At 68.2% G+C, this 14,496-nt stretch carries 12 protein-coding genes; all 12 read right to left on the minus strand.

What is annotated here, in order from left to right; translation table 11 throughout:
* The coding region (tssI, locus tag BLS61_RS13095) for a type VI secretion system tip protein TssI/VgrG (protein ID WP_139205561.1) at positions 1-533 on the minus strand (533 nt) is incomplete at its 3' end.
* Positions 534-557: 24 nt separating this feature from the next.
* Positions 558-1,529: a serine/threonine-protein kinase gene (locus BLS61_RS13100; protein WP_208598804.1), complete on the minus strand. Its 972-nt coding sequence runs from the start codon at positions 1,527-1,529 to the stop codon at positions 558-560.
* The gene (locus BLS61_RS13105) at positions 1,526-2,254 is read right to left on the minus strand and encodes a PP2C family protein-serine/threonine phosphatase (protein ID WP_090431497.1); all 729 of its coding nucleotides are present in this window, start codon (positions 2,252-2,254) and stop codon (positions 1,526-1,528) included. Before BLS61_RS13105 ends, BLS61_RS13100 begins: the two co-directional genes overlap by 4 nt.
* Positions 2,254-5,793, minus strand: a complete 3,540-nt coding sequence (gene tssM / locus BLS61_RS13110) for a type VI secretion system membrane subunit TssM (protein ID WP_090431499.1) — start codon at positions 5,791-5,793, stop codon at positions 2,254-2,256. The genes BLS61_RS13105 and tssM overlap by 1 nt, the downstream gene beginning before the upstream one ends.
* Positions 5,790-6,671 (minus strand): type IVB secretion system protein IcmH/DotU, encoded by an 882-nt coding sequence (icmH, locus tag BLS61_RS13115; protein WP_003242082.1) that lies wholly within the window; start codon positions 6,669-6,671, stop codon positions 5,790-5,792. The genes tssM and icmH overlap by 4 nt, the downstream gene beginning before the upstream one ends.
* Positions 6,672-6,673: 2 nt before the next feature.
* Complete coding sequence (tssK, locus tag BLS61_RS13120) at positions 6,674-8,005, minus strand: type VI secretion system baseplate subunit TssK (RefSeq protein ID WP_090431501.1); 1,332 nt, start codon at positions 8,003-8,005, stop codon at positions 6,674-6,676.
* On the minus strand, positions 8,002-8,484 hold the full coding sequence (gene tssJ / locus BLS61_RS13125; protein WP_003242077.1) for a type VI secretion system lipoprotein TssJ: 483 nt from the start codon (positions 8,482-8,484) through the stop codon (positions 8,002-8,004). The genes tssK and tssJ overlap by 4 nt, the downstream gene beginning before the upstream one ends.
* Positions 8,485-8,489: 5 nt before the next feature.
* Complete coding sequence (gene tagH, locus BLS61_RS13130) at positions 8,490-9,686, minus strand: type VI secretion system-associated FHA domain protein TagH (protein WP_090431503.1); 1,197 nt, start codon at positions 9,684-9,686, stop codon at positions 8,490-8,492.
* A gap of 20 nt (positions 9,687-9,706) precedes the next feature.
* Complete coding sequence (locus BLS61_RS13135) at positions 9,707-9,841, minus strand: hypothetical protein (protein WP_011920432.1); 135 nt, start codon at positions 9,839-9,841, stop codon at positions 9,707-9,709.
* A 37-nt stretch (positions 9,842-9,878) separates the two neighbouring features.
* Positions 9,879-10,268 carry a DUF805 domain-containing protein gene (locus tag BLS61_RS13140; protein ID WP_167358725.1) on the minus strand — a complete coding sequence of 130 codons (390 nt, stop codon included), beginning with the start codon at positions 10,266-10,268 and terminating at the stop codon, positions 9,879-9,881.
* Between the two features lie 11 nt (positions 10,269-10,279).
* The gene (locus BLS61_RS13145) at positions 10,280-11,794 is read right to left on the minus strand and encodes a sigma-54 interaction domain-containing protein (protein ID WP_090431508.1); all 1,515 of its coding nucleotides are present in this window, start codon (positions 11,792-11,794) and stop codon (positions 10,280-10,282) included.
* 10 nt (positions 11,795-11,804) lie between these two features.
* Positions 11,805-14,405 (minus strand): type VI secretion system ATPase TssH, encoded by a 2,601-nt coding sequence (gene tssH, locus BLS61_RS13150; protein ID WP_090431510.1) that lies wholly within the window; start codon positions 14,403-14,405, stop codon positions 11,805-11,807.
* Between the last annotated feature and the right edge of the window lie 91 nt (positions 14,406-14,496).

A 14,496-nucleotide genomic window follows, 5' to 3' on the forward strand; every position in this document is an offset into this window, starting at 1 on the left:
TGGCCGCTTTCGCTGTGCTGGAAGTGGTAGTGGATGCCTTCCTCCTCGCACAGGCGCTGGACGAAGTGCAGGTCAGTCTCGTCGTACTGCACGCAATAGTCGCGCTGCGGGTAGACGCTGGGGCCTAGCTGGAACTGGTAGCGGCCCTCCACGATGCCGTGCTCTTCCAGCACCTGGGCGACGATCTGCGGCACCGTCAGGTGCTGGAAGATGCGCTGGTTGGTGCGGTGCGCCAGGTAGGCGAGCTGCGGCACGATGGCCAGGCGATAGCGGGTCAGGCGTTTGCCGGACTCGCCCTGCTCGACCCGGTGGATCAGGCCGTGGATGCCGTCGCCATTGGGGCTGAAGGCGAGGAAGGCGCGCTGGTGTAGCAGGCTGGCCAGATCGAGATCCGGGCGTTCGCTGATCAGCTCGACATCGAAGCGATAGGGCTGGCTGATGGCCTCGCGGCCGTTGAATTCGAGCACCTGCAGATCGTGCTCGACGCCTTCGATGGTCAGGCTGAAATGGGTTTCATTGGCCGGGTTGAACATGTACGTATCCTTTCGATTGAGTCCTTATGCCTTGCCCAGCCAGCGGCGCAGACGCGACGCCGGTGGCCGGCGAAACGCGTCGAGCAGCTCGCTGCAGTCGATCTGCCGCTGGCTTTCGTCGAAGGCCAGCGCGGTGCGCAGGGCCTGCCAGCAGTGCAGCGGCACCTGCGCCGGGCGTTGCAGCTGCCTGTCCAGCTCCATGCTCTTGGCCTGCTTGGCGCTGAGACGGCGAAACGGGTGTTGCCCGCTGGCCAGCTCGACCAGTACGCAGGCCAGCGCATAGACATCGGCAGCCGCCGACAGCGGCGCGCCTTCGAGCAATTCCAGCGCGGCGTAGCGCGGCGTCCAGGCGGCGATGCGGCTGCGGCACAGGCGCGGCAGACCGGGCAGCAGGCCCTCCACCGGCTGGCCGAGACCATAGTCGAACAGGCGCAGGCCGTCTTCGGCCAGCATCACATTGCTGGGCTTGAGATCGCCATGCAGCACGCCCAGCTGATGCGAATAGCACAGGGCTTCGAGCAGCGGGATGGCAATACCGCGCAGTTCGTCCCAGGGCAGGCCCTCGGGGCGTTCGCAGAGCAGCTGATCGAGGGTCAGGCCGCGCAGCAGTTCCAGGGTGATGAAGGCGCGCTGGCTGGGAATGTCCACCTCGAAACCGAACAGACGCACCACGTTGGGGTGGCTGAGCCGCGCGGTGAGGGCGAACTCGCTGTAGAGCAGGGCGTTGGCGTCCGGGTATTCGGCGAAGTCGTCGCTCAGGGTCTTCAGCGCGACATAGGGCTCGGGGTCGCCGAACTGTTCGCGCAACAGGTCGCGCGCGCGGTATACCGCGCCCATGCCGCCGACGCCGAGCAGACGCTCGATCTTGTAGCGGCCGCCGAGCACTTCCGGCAGCTCGCCGGGAGCCTGGCGCGGCGTTTCGCGCACAGGTTCCCTGGCAGCAGTGGCGGCCAGGGCGAAGTAGGTGAGGTCGCTGGCTTCGGCGGCTTCGATCATTGGCGGATCACCACGGCACTGAGGTTGTCACGGGCAGGGCCGTCGAGCACGCGCTGGAACAGGCGCTCCACGGCCAGGTGCGGCGAAGGCAGGTTGAGGCAGGCGCCCAGCTCGTCGGCGGAAACGCCCTGGTAGAGGCCGTCGCTGCACAGCAGGAAGACGTCGCCGGGCAGCACGTCGAGTTCGAGGATGTCCAGCTGCAGGGTTTCGCTGGCGCCGATGGCGCGGGTCAGGGCATGCGCCGCCGGGTGACGCGCGGCCTCCTGCGGCGTCAGGCCCTGTTCGTCGATCAGTTGCTGCACCAGCGAATGGTCGCGGCTGAGCTGATACAGACGCGCACCGCGCCACAGGTAGCAGCGGCTATCGCCGGCCCAGACGCAGGCGGCGCGGTCGCCGTCGAGCAGCAGGGCGACCACGGTGCTGCCGATCACCGTGTCCGGGCGGTCGGCGGTTACCGTCAGCTCCTGGCCGAGGCGATGATTGAGCCGGTGCAGCGCCTGACGCAGCGCCACCAGACGCTGCTCCAGGCTGCCCTGCGCCAGCTCGGCCAGTTGCTCGACGATCAGGCGGCTGGCCAGGGCGCCGTTCTGGTGCCCGCCCATGCCGTCGGCCACCACCCACAGGCCCTGCTCGGGAAGGGCCAGGAAGGCGTCCTCGTTGCGCGCGCGCACCTTGCCGGTGTCGGTGCGCGCGGCGCTGCGCCAGGCGTTGACGACTGCCGGCATCAGAGCGTCGCCGGCAGCTTGAAGCTGCGCAGCAGGCCGATGTCGAACGGGTTCGGCGAACGCTGGCTGTGCAGCAGGTAGTTGGCGTGCAGGCCGCCGAGGTTGGCCTTGAGGATCAGCACGTCACGACCGCTGTGGTAGTCCACGTCCATCAGGTCGAGCAGGCGGAACAGCGACCAGGGGCCGGTGTTCTTCTCGATGCCGACGCGGCGACCGCCGAGTTCCTCGACCACCAGGCTGGTGCGGTCTTCCTCGCTTGCCGCCGGCCAGCGGAAGGCGGTGGCGACGATCGGGCCGTGGCGGTATTCCAGCTGTTGCTTGCCGAAGCGGAAGTCGGCGCGGCTCAGGCTGGAGTCCAGCGAGTAGGGCTCGAGCTTGAACAGCACCTGCGGCTCGGCCGGGTTCTCGGCGAAGAAGCTGCGGCGGATCACCTGGGCGCGGCTCATCTGCAGGAGGAACTCGCGCGACAGCGGCAGGCCGCGGCCATCGACGCGGCGCAGGCGATACTCGTCGGCGCTGCCGCTGACGAAGGGGCGCAGGTACTGGTCGAAGAAGCGCTCGGCGATGCCCTGGGCCTTGAAGAACTCGCGGAAATCCGCCACTGCCACGTCGCTCTCGCTGTGCGCGCTGAACGGATAACGCTGCTTCAGCGAGTTGTCGTAGGCGGCGTACAGCTCGCTCTGATAGCGCTGGTTGAGGAAGTGGTAGGCGTCGTTGAGCACCAGGGTCCAGCTGTCCTCGGCCAGCAGCGCCAGCCAGTTGCCCACCGGCTGCGGCAGGCGCGCGGCGGCGCTGCGCACCTGGTTGATCGCATCGCGCTTGCCGGCCATGCGCGCCTTGGCCATCTCGAACGCGGCCTGGTCGCTGGCACCGGCATTGGCCAGGCTGGCCAGCTGGCGCTGCAGTTCGTCCAGCGCCTGCAGGCTGGCGGCCAGTTCGATACCGGCACCGCCGTTTTCATCGAGCAGCTTGTGCAGTACCTCGAAGCGGCGTTCCAGGGTCTTGCGCGCGGTGTCCGGGGTGTTCTTGGCCAGGGCCTGCTGCGCCTGTTCGGCGGCGGCGCTGGCCAGCTTGGCGGCCTTGCCCAGCTTGCCCTTGGCGCCTTCCAGCGCTTCGGCGGCGGCACCAGCGTCGTCGGCGGCCTCGGCCAGGCCCTTGAAGCGGGTGTTGTCGCGCACTTCCACCAGCAGTTGCAGCAGCGGCGAGTTGGCCGCGGTCAGGCCGCTGAGCAGGGCGGCGCCACGGCCGGCACTGCCGATCGGCTCCAGGCTGAGCTGGGCGATGGCCTCGCCCCAGTAGTTGCCGTAATCGCGGAAGTACAGCTGCTCCAGCTCCACCATCAGGCGGCCGAGGTCGCCAGCGCTGAGGCTCTCGCCCTCGCCCAGCACCCAGTTGTCGCGCAGGATCTCGCGCACCAGGTTGCCGCCCTGGGCGGTGAAGGTCTTGCTGTAGCCGGCCTGGGTGTAGAAGCCGGGGATGGCGTAGTCGCTGCCATTGATCAGCCCGGCCTGCGGCCCGAGCTTCTGGCTCAGACGGTAGTCCGGCAGGCTGCGCGCCTGTTCGCGCAGCATGCGATAGACCACACCCGCCAGCGACTCGCTGCGCAGCACCTGGCGCGCCTGGGCGACCAGCTGGGCGTTGAGCGCATAGGGCGCGAAGGACTCGTCGAGCAGACGGGCGAAATGGGTGTTGAGGCCGTGCTGCGCCGGGCTGTTGCCGGCATAGCGCAGCGACCAGTCGGCGGCCACCCACTCCTTGAGGAAGGCGGCGTCGCGGCGCTCTTCCAGATTGAGCATCAGGTAGGCGCGCAGGCTGCCGAGCAGGCGCTCGCGGTCGCCGAGGTTGGCGCGGATCTGCGCCTCCAGCTGGCGCGCCACACGTGGCAGCAGCAGGGTTTCCAGCTCGGCGCGGTAGGTCGAATAAACGGCCGGATTGACCGCTTCACCCTGGAACAGGCCGGTACGCTGCAGGTAGGACACCTCGCCCTTGGGCGGGAACACCAGGGTGGCGGCGTAGCTGCTGTCCAGCGCCTTGAGGGTCTGCAGGGCGTCGTCCTGCGGGTTGAGCGCCTGGTGCTCGCGGGTGAGCTTCTGGGCGATCTCGCGCAGTTCTTCCAGGCGCCCGTGGTTGGCCGAGAAACCGCTGGCCCAGAGCACGCCGAACAGCGCCAGCACGGCGAAGGCGGTGGCGTACATGGCGCGCTGGCCCCAGTCGATGCGGCGCACTTCCTTCTGGTCGAGCCCGGCCAGGTCGGCCTCGGGGAAGATCACCCGGCTGAGCAGGTGGTTGATGAAGCGTGCACGGCCGGTGCGGAAGGTCGGCAGGGCGCTGCCGGCCAGGCCGAGGTTGCGGCCGATGCCGGCGGTGAGCGGGTCGAGCTGTTCGTTGAGCTGCGGTGCGCTGGTCAGGTAGAAACCGCGCAGCTTGCTGGCGCGCTGGTAGCGGTTGCCGGCGAAGGCCAGCTCGATGAACAGGCACAGGCGCTCGCCGATCTGGCCGAGCTGGTGCGGGAAGTCGAGGATGCGACCACGGCGCTGGGTATCGCGCTCCTGGTGCATGCGCAGAATCACCTGGCTGTTGAGGCGGCGCAGCAGTTCCTCGAACTCCTGGCGCACCACGGCCACGTCGCTGGCATTCTGCTCCTTGCGGAAGCTGGCGCCGAGCACCTGCTCGCTCTCCTCGCGCGACAGCTGGTCGAAGAACTCGTCGAAGCCCAGCACCTTGTCGGCCTTGCTCAGCACCAGGTAGACCGGCACGTCGGCGCCCAGGCGCTGGTGGATCTCGTGCAGGCGCTGGCGGGTCTGGCGGGCCAGGGTTTCCAGCTCCACCTCGCTGCCGCCCTGCAGCTGTTCGACCGGGATGCTCACCAGTACGCCGTTGAGCGGGCGCGCGCGGCGCTGGCGCAGCAGGCCGAGCAGGGTGCCCCAGGCGCGGCCGTCGACCTGCGCGTCGGGCTGGGTCAGGTAGCGCCCGGCGGTATCGATCAGCACGGCGTGGTCGGCGAAGTACCAGTCGGCATAACGGGTGCCGGAGACGTCCTTGGTCAGGCGCTGGCTGTCGCCGCGGTTGAGCGGGAAGTCCAGACCGGAGAAGTCCAGCAGGCTGGTCTTGCCGCTGCCCTGCGGGCCGAGCAGCAGGTACCAGGGCAGGTCGTTGCGCCACTTCTCGCTGCGCCCGCGGTACAGGCTGGAGCGCTTGAGGGTGCGCAGGGCGTCCTTGAAGCGGTGGCGCAGCTCGTTCTGCTCCTCGCTGATCTGCTCCTCACGACGCAGGCGCTCCTGCGCCTCGGCGTCGTTCTCCTCGGCCTTCTTGCGTGCGGTGGCGCGCCAGCTGGCGAATACCATGGCCAGGCCCCAGAGCAGGAACAGCAGGCTGATGGTCAGCAGGCGGCTGGTGGCCGACTCCCAGAACTTGTAGTCGTCGACCGCCAGCAGCGGGCCGACGAACCACACCAGCAGGGCGAGGACCAGCACCAGCAGCAGGCTCCAGACCCAGGTCTTGCGGAAAAAGGCGCCAAGTTTGGCGAAGAAGCTCTTCATTTCACGTCATCCATGCTGACACCCGAGGCCGGGTCGAGTTGCTGATACGGCTTGAGGACGGTGTCGCGCTGCTCGCCGAGCACCCAGGCGAAACCGGCGTACATCATCACCAGGCACATCAGGGTGAACAGCGCCACCAGCCACCACGGCACGATGCGCACCAGGCGCCGGCGGGTGTCCTTCAGGCCCTGCCAGTGCGGCGAGACTTCGCGCGGCACATCGCCGCGCAGCTGGCGGATCTGCCGATAGAGGCTGTCGCGCACCGCTTCCAGCTCGAGCATGCCGCGCGGCAGCACGCGGTACTTGCCCTCGAAACCGAGCGACAGGCACAGGTACATCAGCTCCAGCATCGGCAGGTGCTTGACCGGGTTGCGCGACAGGCGCTCGAGCAGCTGGAAGAACTTCTCGCCGCCGAAGGTCTCGTTGTGGAAGGAGGACAGCAGGCTCATCTGCGACCACTGGCTCTCGTTGCCCCAGGGCGTGGTCACCACGGCCTCGTCGACCACGGTGCACAGCACGTAGCGCGCGGCCATCACCTGGCTGCTTTCCGCGCCATCATGCAGGGCGCGGTGTTCGAACAGCTTGATCTCGCGAGTCAGGCGCTGGTTGAGGGCGTCCAGGTCCTCGCTTTCAAAGCTGTGCTTGAGCCGCACCACTTCCGAGAGCAGCGCGGAGGCCGCCGCCACCAGCGGGTTGAGGCTGATGTTGAAGCTCTCCGCCGGGCGCAGGCGCGCGGCGAAGATCATGCGCTCTTCCAGCTGCTCGAACTTCGGCGGCGCGCTGAAGTCGGTCAGCGGGCTTTCGGCGCGGGCTTCGCCCTTGCGGTTGAGGATGACCGTCTTGTCATCCTGGCCATATTCCATTTCCTTGATGGTCATCGTCAGTTCCTGATCGCCCAGAATTTCAGCTCAAGCCCGGAGAACTCGCCGGACACGTGGAAGGCGAAGCCGCCGGAGCGTTCCAGCTGCGCCAGTTCCTCGGAGCTGAGCTCCAAGGCGAAGTAGGTCTTGCCCGAGTGGAAGGGGATCTGCCGCGGTGCCACCGGCAGCGGTTTGACCTTGATCCCCGGCAGGTGCAGGTTGACCAGCTGGCGGATGCGCTCCACCGGGCCGACCTTGAGGTGCGCCGGCAGGCGCTGGCGCAGCTCCTCGGAGTCGCACTGGGCGCTGGCGGCGAGCACGAAGCTGGAGGTGCCGAGCAGCTTGTGGTCGTGCAGCGGCGACACCTGAATGCCGTACTGGCGCTGCTGCAGGAGCATCTCGATGGCGTGCTGTTCGAGCACCATCGACAGCACCTGGCGAATGGCGTCCATCAGCTTGCGAAAGCTCATGCCCTGGTCGCTGTGCAGGTAGCGGCCTTCCAGACGCGGGCGCTTGGTCTCGCTGGAGAAGGTGGCCAGCTCGCCGAGCAGGCCGACCAGCTCGCGGTAGATCAGCTCCGGGTGCACCTGCTCGACGCCCAGGTGGTGACGCAGGATCGGCTCGTAGCGGTTGATCAGCTGCAGCATCATGAAATCGCCGACCTCGGCGCCGCCCACCTTGCCGGTGGCGCGGATGCGCTCGGCGAGGATGTCGCCGCGGTGGGCGAGCATGCTGATCACTTCCTTGAGGCAGGAGAGCAGGTAGCCGGAAGCCTGGAAGTTGACGTAGGTCGGGCTGAATTCCGGGTCGAGGCTGATGACCCCGTCCGGCGTGGTGTCGAGCACCTCGCACAGCTTGAGCTTCACATAGGCCTGGTCGCTCTGCTGCTCGCCGAGCAGCAGGCGGAAATCCGGGCGGCCGGTGCTGACCTGGCTGACGCTGCTGTCGCCGGCGTTGCAGTCGGCGACTTCCTCGTCGAAGGCGACGTAGCGCGCCAGCACGTCCTTCTGCTCCGGGCGGCGGCTCTCGATATGGTTGCCGGTGACCAGGGGCAGCGCCAGGTACACCGGGGTGTTGCCGGTGTTCGGCGGCACGTCCAGGCCCAGCGGCTCACGCTCGGCGCCGAGGTCGAACAGGCTGCCGTCGGGCAGCACGCCGCTGGCCTTGCTCACTACCAGCTTGCCCATGTTGAGGAACTGGCGGTCGATCTCCAGTTCGAAGAAGCCCCAGGCGTAACTGTCCAGTTTCTGCGTGCGTACCTTGAGCTGGTGCTCGAAGTAGCGATCGTTCTGCTGGAAGTGCTGCGGGCGCAGCAGCATGCCTTCCTGCCAGATGACTTTATGCTGGCTCATCGGCTGCGCTCCTGCTCGGCATCGAGGTTGCGGATGCCGCGCTCGTCGAGGCGCAGGCGCGCCTGGTTGCGCTGCTGCTCGTCGATGGCGATGACGTAGCGCCAGTTGGCTTCCGGCAGGTCGCGGTAGGCGGCGAGCACGCCGACATAACGGCTGCCTTCACCCACCGAGAGTTTCAGCTCGCGGGTCTCGCCCGGGCGCAGCTCCAGTTCCTCGAGGGTCACCAGGTCCGGCGCCAGGGCCTCCTTGGGGCGCTGGTAGAGGGAGAAGAAATCGGCGTTCTCGAAGGCCACCGGGTGCTTGAGCTCCATCAGGCGCAGCACGATGGGCGAGGGGCGGCCGTGCAGGTCCGGGTTGAGCTGGTCGCTGCCGGCCAGGCTCAGGTCCAGCTTGGTCATGCTCGAATAGGGCGACAGCGCGGCGCAGCCGGCCAGGCTCAGCAGTGCGGCGATGAAGGCGAGGGAAAGCAGGCGAGGCATGGGCATCATCCTTGAAGGTCGGTGTTGAGGGTGGCGATCAGGCGAACCTGCTCTTCGTAGGCATTGGCGAAATCGCGGGTGAACAGGCGGTCGCTCCAGTCGTCGTTCTGCGCCAGATCCGCATGCAGGCGGCGGTAGGCGCGCCAGCGGCTGCCGGCGGTGGCGAGCAGCGGCTTGCGGCCGTTGCGTTCGAAGCGCATGGCCAGCTGCTCCGGGGCGAACTGCTCGAACATGCCCTTGACCGCCGCGCGGCTGGCGGCGAGCAGCGCCACCTGGTGCGCCTGCAGGTCGCGAAAGCCGCGGCTGATGGCCTGCTCGGCAGGCAGCTGGCCGGGTTTGCCGCCACGCAGCAGGGCGCTCAGCGTCTCGCCGCTGTCGAGTCCGTGCTTGAGCGGGTTGTTGCCGGCGCCCTGCACGGTGGTCAAGGCCAGACGCAGCTCGTTCTTCAGTTCGCCGCGCGTGCGCAGGGCCTGCTGCAGGCTGCCGACGCTCTGCCTGAGCAGCTTGGCGGCATTGAGCGCCAGGGCTTCGCGGGCATCGTCGTCGAGATCGTCGAGGCGCACGCCGAGGGCATCGGCAAATTTTTCCCAGAAGCTCGGCGGCAGGCGCTCGGGCTCCGGCGCGGGTTTCGGCTGCGCTGGCGGCGTCGGCATCACCAGCTCGGGCACCAGCAGGTTTTCCTCGTCGATCTGCGCGTAGTCGCGCTGCTGCGCCTGGGCGGTGCTGGGGCGCAGCACGGCGGTCAGGTCGTCCACCTCGGCATAGACGCGCTCCTGCTGCTCCAGCGCAGTGAGCGGGTCGAGGTCGAGGAAGGCGTCGTCGGGGATGATGCTGCCGGCCGCCTGCGGCAGGCCGATATCGCCCTCGAACATGGCCGGATCCTGGATCAGCCGTGCGCGAATCTCGAAGTCGCCCAGGCAGTACACGCTGCCGTGCTCGATACGCTGCGGGCGGCCCTTGGCCAGGCTGGCGCCGCTGTCCTTGAGGGCGATGCCGTTGCTGCTGGTGTCGGTCAGGTAGAAGGCGCCATCGCGATAGCTGACCTCGGCGTGGCGGCTGGAGAGGATGCGCTTGCGATCGGGGATCACCCAGTCGCAATCCTCGGCACGGCCGATCACGCCGCCGGCCTGTTTGAAGGTCTTGGTGGTCAGCAGGCCCGGCACGAACTGCTGTGCGCTGACCATCTCGAATACCAGTTCCATGGTGACTGTGCTCCTTGCGGTCAGTGGCCGCGCTTCTCGGCTTGCGGATCGCCCAGCGGGCGGTATTGGTCGTCGCTGAACTTGTAGTTGCCAGTGCAGCCGGCCAGGACGAGGGCCAGGGCCAGCAGGGCGGCGGTCCGGTAGCGATGCAGCATGGAATGCGCTCCTTGAAGAGAGGTGAAAGTGAACATGTCAGGCCGCTCCGGCTATCTGCGTGGCAGCGGAACGTTTCAACACGGGAGGACCGTAGCGATTGGCCTGGCGTTGCCCGGGCCAGATCAGCAGCAGCGGCCAGATCAGATTGATCAGCAGTACCCAGTAGCCGCTCCGGCCCAGGTCATGCAGGCGACGAACACCGGCAGTCAGCGTGGCGATCCACCAATAGATCAGACCGAAAACGACGAGAACCGAGAGCACGTACTGCATCCACAACGGAGAGTTCTTGTTGCTCAAGGCCATAACCAGGAAAAGTGGCCAGGCGCTCCACACATGGAGCAGCAGATACTTGATTCGCCCAATTCGTCCGCTGGAGATCATTGGCTCCAGCACGAACGACGCTACACGGCCCAGTAAATTCTTCATGGCCTCTCCCATCACACTTCGCTCGGGCTGATCTTCAGCCGTTGCATGCGGTACAGCAGGGTGCGCCGGGGCAGGCCCAGCTCGTTGGCGGCGTTGGTCTGGTTGCCGCGGTTCTTGCGCAGGCAGTCGAGCAGCAGGTTGCGTTCGAGCCGGTCCATGCGCTCGCGCAGGCTCAGCGGCGCGCCATCGGGGTGCTGCGTCTGCTCTAGATTGAAGTGCTCGGGCAGCAGCTCGCCGCCTTCGCACAGCAGCACGGCGCGCTCCACCAGGCCCTTGAGTTCGCGCACGTTGCCGGGGAAGGCGTAGCCGGCCAGGTGCTCCAGGGCGGCGTCGCTCCAGCGGCAGGCGTCGCGCTGCAGCAGGCCGCTTGCGGTGGCGGCGAAGTGGCGGGCGAGCAGCAGGATGTCCTCGCCCCGCTCGCGCAGCGCCGGCAACTCGATGGGGAAGTGCGACAGGCGATAGAACAGGTCTTCGCGGAAGCGGCCTTCTTCGACGCGCCGGCGCAGCTCCTGATGGGTAGCGGCGACGATGCGCACGTCGACCTTGTGCGTCTCGCTGCTGCCCAGGGGGCGCACTTCGCCCTCCTGCAGCACGCGCAGCAGCTTGGCCTGCAGCCCCAGGGGCATGTCGCCGATCTCGTCGAGGAACAGCGTGCCGCCATCGGCGGCGTCGAACAGACCCGGCTTGTCACGGTCGGCACCGGTGAAGGCGCCGCGGCGATAGCCGAACAGTTCGCTCTCCAGCAGGTTCTCCGGCAGCGCCGCGCAGTTCTGCACGACGAAGGCCTTGCTGCGCCGTGCGCCGCAGTCGTGGATGGCGCGGGCGACCAGCTCCTTGCCGGTGCCGGTTTCGCCGGTCAGCAGCACGCTGACCGGGCTGTGCAGCACCTTGCCGATCAGCTGGTAGACGCGGCGCATGGCCTGGCTCTGGCCAAGCAGGCCATAGCCGCTGGCGCAGGGCGTGCCGGGTGCGGGGGAAGCCGGCTCGGGGGTTTCTGGAGCACGCAGGCGCTGTAGCAGCTGCAGCTGGGCCAGGGCAAAACTGCCGAGCTGGGCGAAGGAGGCGGCGAAGCCCTGCAGGCTGCGCCGCTCGTGGCTGGCCACCAGCAGCAGGCCGCGGGTATGGCCGACGCCGTCATGCAGCGGCAGGCACAGCAGGCTGCGCCAGGCACGGCCGGCCTCCGGCAGGCAGGCGATGCCGTGCAGGGCGCTATCGAGTTCGTCGATGCACAGCACCTGGTTCTGGCACAGGCAGTACTGCAGCAGCTGTTCGCCGTCGTAGTCGCTGGGCAGGCTGGCGGCCTCGCGCGGTTGCAGCAGGCCGTCCAGCCACTCGGCGGACAGGGTCAGGCGCGTATGGGTGTTATCCAGCAGGTACAGCTGGCCCAGTGCGCAGTCGGCCAGGTCGGCGGCAGCACGCACCAGATCGGCAAGCAGACGCTCGCCGCTGGCAGCGCCAGCCAGCTTGGCGTAGCTGCTGAGCAGAGCTTCGGCGTAACGCAGCGGTTGCGGGACTTCGGCGAACATCGGCAACACCTCAGGCGAACTCGCAGGTCACGGCCGAGTCGGCGTCCAGGGTGGCGTGCACGCGTTGCAGCTGCTCGCCGGCAGCCATGGCGTCGAGCAGGCGGTCGACCACCAGCGGCTGCAGGTGCTGGTCGATCAGGTGGTCGATCAGACGGGCGCCGCTGTCGCCATGGGTGCAGCGCTCGGCCAGGTGCTCGACCAGGCCGTCGCAGTGGCTGAAGGCGAGCTGGCGACGGGCCAGGCGCTCGCCGAAACGGGCCAGCTTGAGGCCGACCAGCTGGCGCAGCAGGTCGCCGTCCATGGGGTAGTAGGGCACCACGCGCATACGCCCGAGCAGGGCCGGCTTGAAGTGCTGGGTCAGTTGCGGGCGGATGGCCAGCTCCAGGTCCTCGGCAGCCGGGCGCTCGCCGCCGGCGCAGAGGCTGGCGATGCGCTCGCTGGCCAGGTTGCTGGTCATCAGGATCAGCGTGTTGCGGAAGTTGATCTCGCGCCCTTCGCCGTCGTTGGCCACGCCCTTGTCGAAGATCTGGTAGAAGACGTTCATCACGTCCGGGTCGGCCTTCTCCACCTCGTCGAGGAGGATCACCGAGTAGGGCTTTTGCCGCACGGCTTCGGTAAGCATGCCGCCTTCGCCGTAGCCGACGTAGCCGGGCGGCGCGCCGATCAGACGCGAGACGGTGTGTTTTTCCTGGAACTCGGACATGTTGATCACGGTGAGGAAGCGCTCGCCGCCGTACAGCAGGTCGGCCAGGGCCAGGGCGGTTTCGGTCTTGCCGACGCCGCTGGGACCGACCAGGAGGAACACGCCCACCGGCGCATCGGGCCGGTTGAGGCCGGCGGCGGTGGCGCGCATGGCCCTGTCCAGCGCCTGGATCGCCTGCTCCTGGCCGCGCACGCGCTGGCGCAGGTCGTCGGCGAAGGTGATGACCTTGGTGTTGTGCTCACGCGCCAGCTGGCTCAGCGGCACGCCGGTCCAGTGGCTGATCACCTCGGCCACCAGGCGCGGGCAGACCTCGAAGCTGACCAGGCGCTCGCTGGCCTGAGCCGCGGCCAGCTCGGCCTGGAGGGCGCGCAGTTCGGCTTCCAGTTCCTCCAGGCTGGCACGTGGCGCGTCGGTTTCCTCTTCATCGCCAGCGAGACGCGCCGCGGCGCACAGCTTGCGCTGCTCGAGCAGGCGCTCGGCCAGGTCGCGCTGGATCGACCAGCGGGTTTCCACCTGCTCCAGTTCGGCGCGGGCGGCGACCAGACGGGTTTCCAGGGCGTCCAGCGCTTCGTGGTCGATATTCAGGCCGGCGTCCAGGTCGCGGCGCATGGCCTCGCCCTGGCGCTCGCCCTCGGCGATCTCGCCGCGCAGGCGCTCCAGCGCCTCGGGCGCGGCGGCCAGGCTGATGCGCACGCGGGCGCAGGCAGTGTCGAGTACGTCCACCGCCTTGTCCGGCAGCTGACGGCCGGCCAGGTAGCGCGCCGACAGCTCGGCGGCGGCGACCACGGCGTCGTCACGCAGGTAAATGCCGTGGCTCTTCTCGTACACCGGCGCCAGGCCACGCAGGATGGTGACTGCCTCGTCGACAGTGGGCTCGTGCAGTTGCACCGGCTGGAAGCGACGGGCCAGCGCCGGGTCCTTCTCGAAGTACTTCTTGTACTCGCTCCAGGTGGTGGCGGCGATGGTACGCAGCTCGCCACGTGCCAGCGCCGGCTTGAGCAGGTTGGCGGCATCGCCGCTGCCGGCCTGGCCACCGGCGCCGATCAGGGTATGGGCTTCGTCGATGAACAGGATGATCGGCTTGGGCGAGGCCTTGACCTCGTCGATCACGCCCTGCAGGCGGCGCTCGAACTCGCCCTTGACGCTGGCGCCGGCCTGCAGCAGGCCGAGGTCCAGGCACAGCAGCTCGACGCCCTTGAGCACCTGCGGCACCTCGCCGGTGGCGATGCGCAGGGCCAGGCCCTCGACGATGGCGGTCTTGCCCACGCCGGCCTCGCCGACCACGATGGGGTTGTTCTTGCGCCGGCGGGCGAGGATATCGACCATCTGGCGGATCGCGCCGTCGCGGCACAGCACCGGGTCGAGCTTGCCGTCGCGGGCCTGCTGGGTGAAGTTGTGGGTAAAACGCGCCAGGTTCGACTCGCCCGGCGCCGCCGCTTTGCCGCCCGCGGCCTGCGGCTGCTGGCTGAGGGCGAAGTCGCGCAGACGCTCGGCATTGAGCTTGCTCAGCAGCGTCTGATAACGGCTGCCGGCGTAGCGCATGGGGTTGCGCAGCAGGGCGAGGATCAGCGCGGCCTGGTCGATCTGGCTGGCGCCTAGCTCCAGGTTGGCCACCAGCAGGGCGTCCTGCAGCCACTGCACCAGCTCGGCAGAAAATACCGGGTTGCGCGACTCGCTGTGCTCGCCGCGCGGCTGCAGCGCCTGGGCCAGCTCGCCGGCATCGATCTCGGCATCCTGCAGGGCGCGCGCCAGCAGGCTTTCCGGGCGCTCGAGCAGGCCCAGCAGCAGATCCTCTACGAGGATCTTGTTGCCGCCGCGTACCACGCAGCGTTCGGCGGCCATCTCCAGGTCGCGCTTGCTCGCGGCGTCCAAGGCTTGAACCAGTTGTTGCAGGTCGACGTTGATCATTTCATCTGTCCTTAGTGTGAAAGTCGCGCAGCGACGCCTTCCTTTGCCCTTCACCCTCCGGGAGAAGGTGGCGCGAAGCGCCGGATGAGGG

This window comes from Ectopseudomonas guguanensis, assembly GCF_900104265.1.
GTDB classification, from domain to species: domain Bacteria; phylum Pseudomonadota; class Gammaproteobacteria; order Pseudomonadales; family Pseudomonadaceae; genus Aquipseudomonas; species Aquipseudomonas guguanensis.

Coding starts and splice junctions, on each gene's coding strand:
- BLS61_RS13135 (WP_011920432.1), bottom strand. CDS start 9,841: ATGCTGCATCGCTACCGGACCGCCGCCCTGCTGGCCCTGGCCCTCGTC.
- tssM (WP_090431499.1), bottom strand. CDS start 5,793: ATGAAGAGCTTCTTCGCCAAACTTGGCGCCTTTTTCCGCAAGACCTGG.
- tagH (WP_090431503.1), bottom strand. CDS start 9,686: ATGGAACTGGTATTCGAGATGGTCAGCGCACAGCAGTTCGTGCCGGGC.
- BLS61_RS13105 (WP_090431497.1), bottom strand. CDS start 2,254: ATGCCGGCAGTCGTCAACGCCTGGCGCAGCGCCGCGCGCACCGACACC.
- tssJ (WP_003242077.1), bottom strand. CDS start 8,484: ATGCCTCGCCTGCTTTCCCTCGCCTTCATCGCCGCACTGCTGAGCCTG.
- tssH (WP_090431510.1), bottom strand. CDS start 14,405: ATGATCAACGTCGACCTGCAACAACTGGTTCAAGCCTTGGACGCCGCG.
- tssK (WP_090431501.1), bottom strand. CDS start 8,005: ATGAGCCAGCATAAAGTCATCTGGCAGGAAGGCATGCTGCTGCGCCCG.
- icmH (WP_003242082.1), bottom strand. CDS start 6,671: ATGACCATCAAGGAAATGGAATATGGCCAGGATGACAAGACGGTCATC.
- BLS61_RS13140 (WP_167358725.1), bottom strand. CDS start 10,268: ATGAAGAATTTACTGGGCCGTGTAGCGTCGTTCGTGCTGGAGCCAATG.
- BLS61_RS13145 (WP_090431508.1), bottom strand. CDS start 11,794: ATGTTCGCCGAAGTCCCGCAACCGCTGCGTTACGCCGAAGCTCTGCTC.
- BLS61_RS13100 (WP_208598804.1), bottom strand. CDS start 1,529: ATGATCGAAGCCGCCGAAGCCAGCGACCTCACCTACTTCGCCCTGGCC.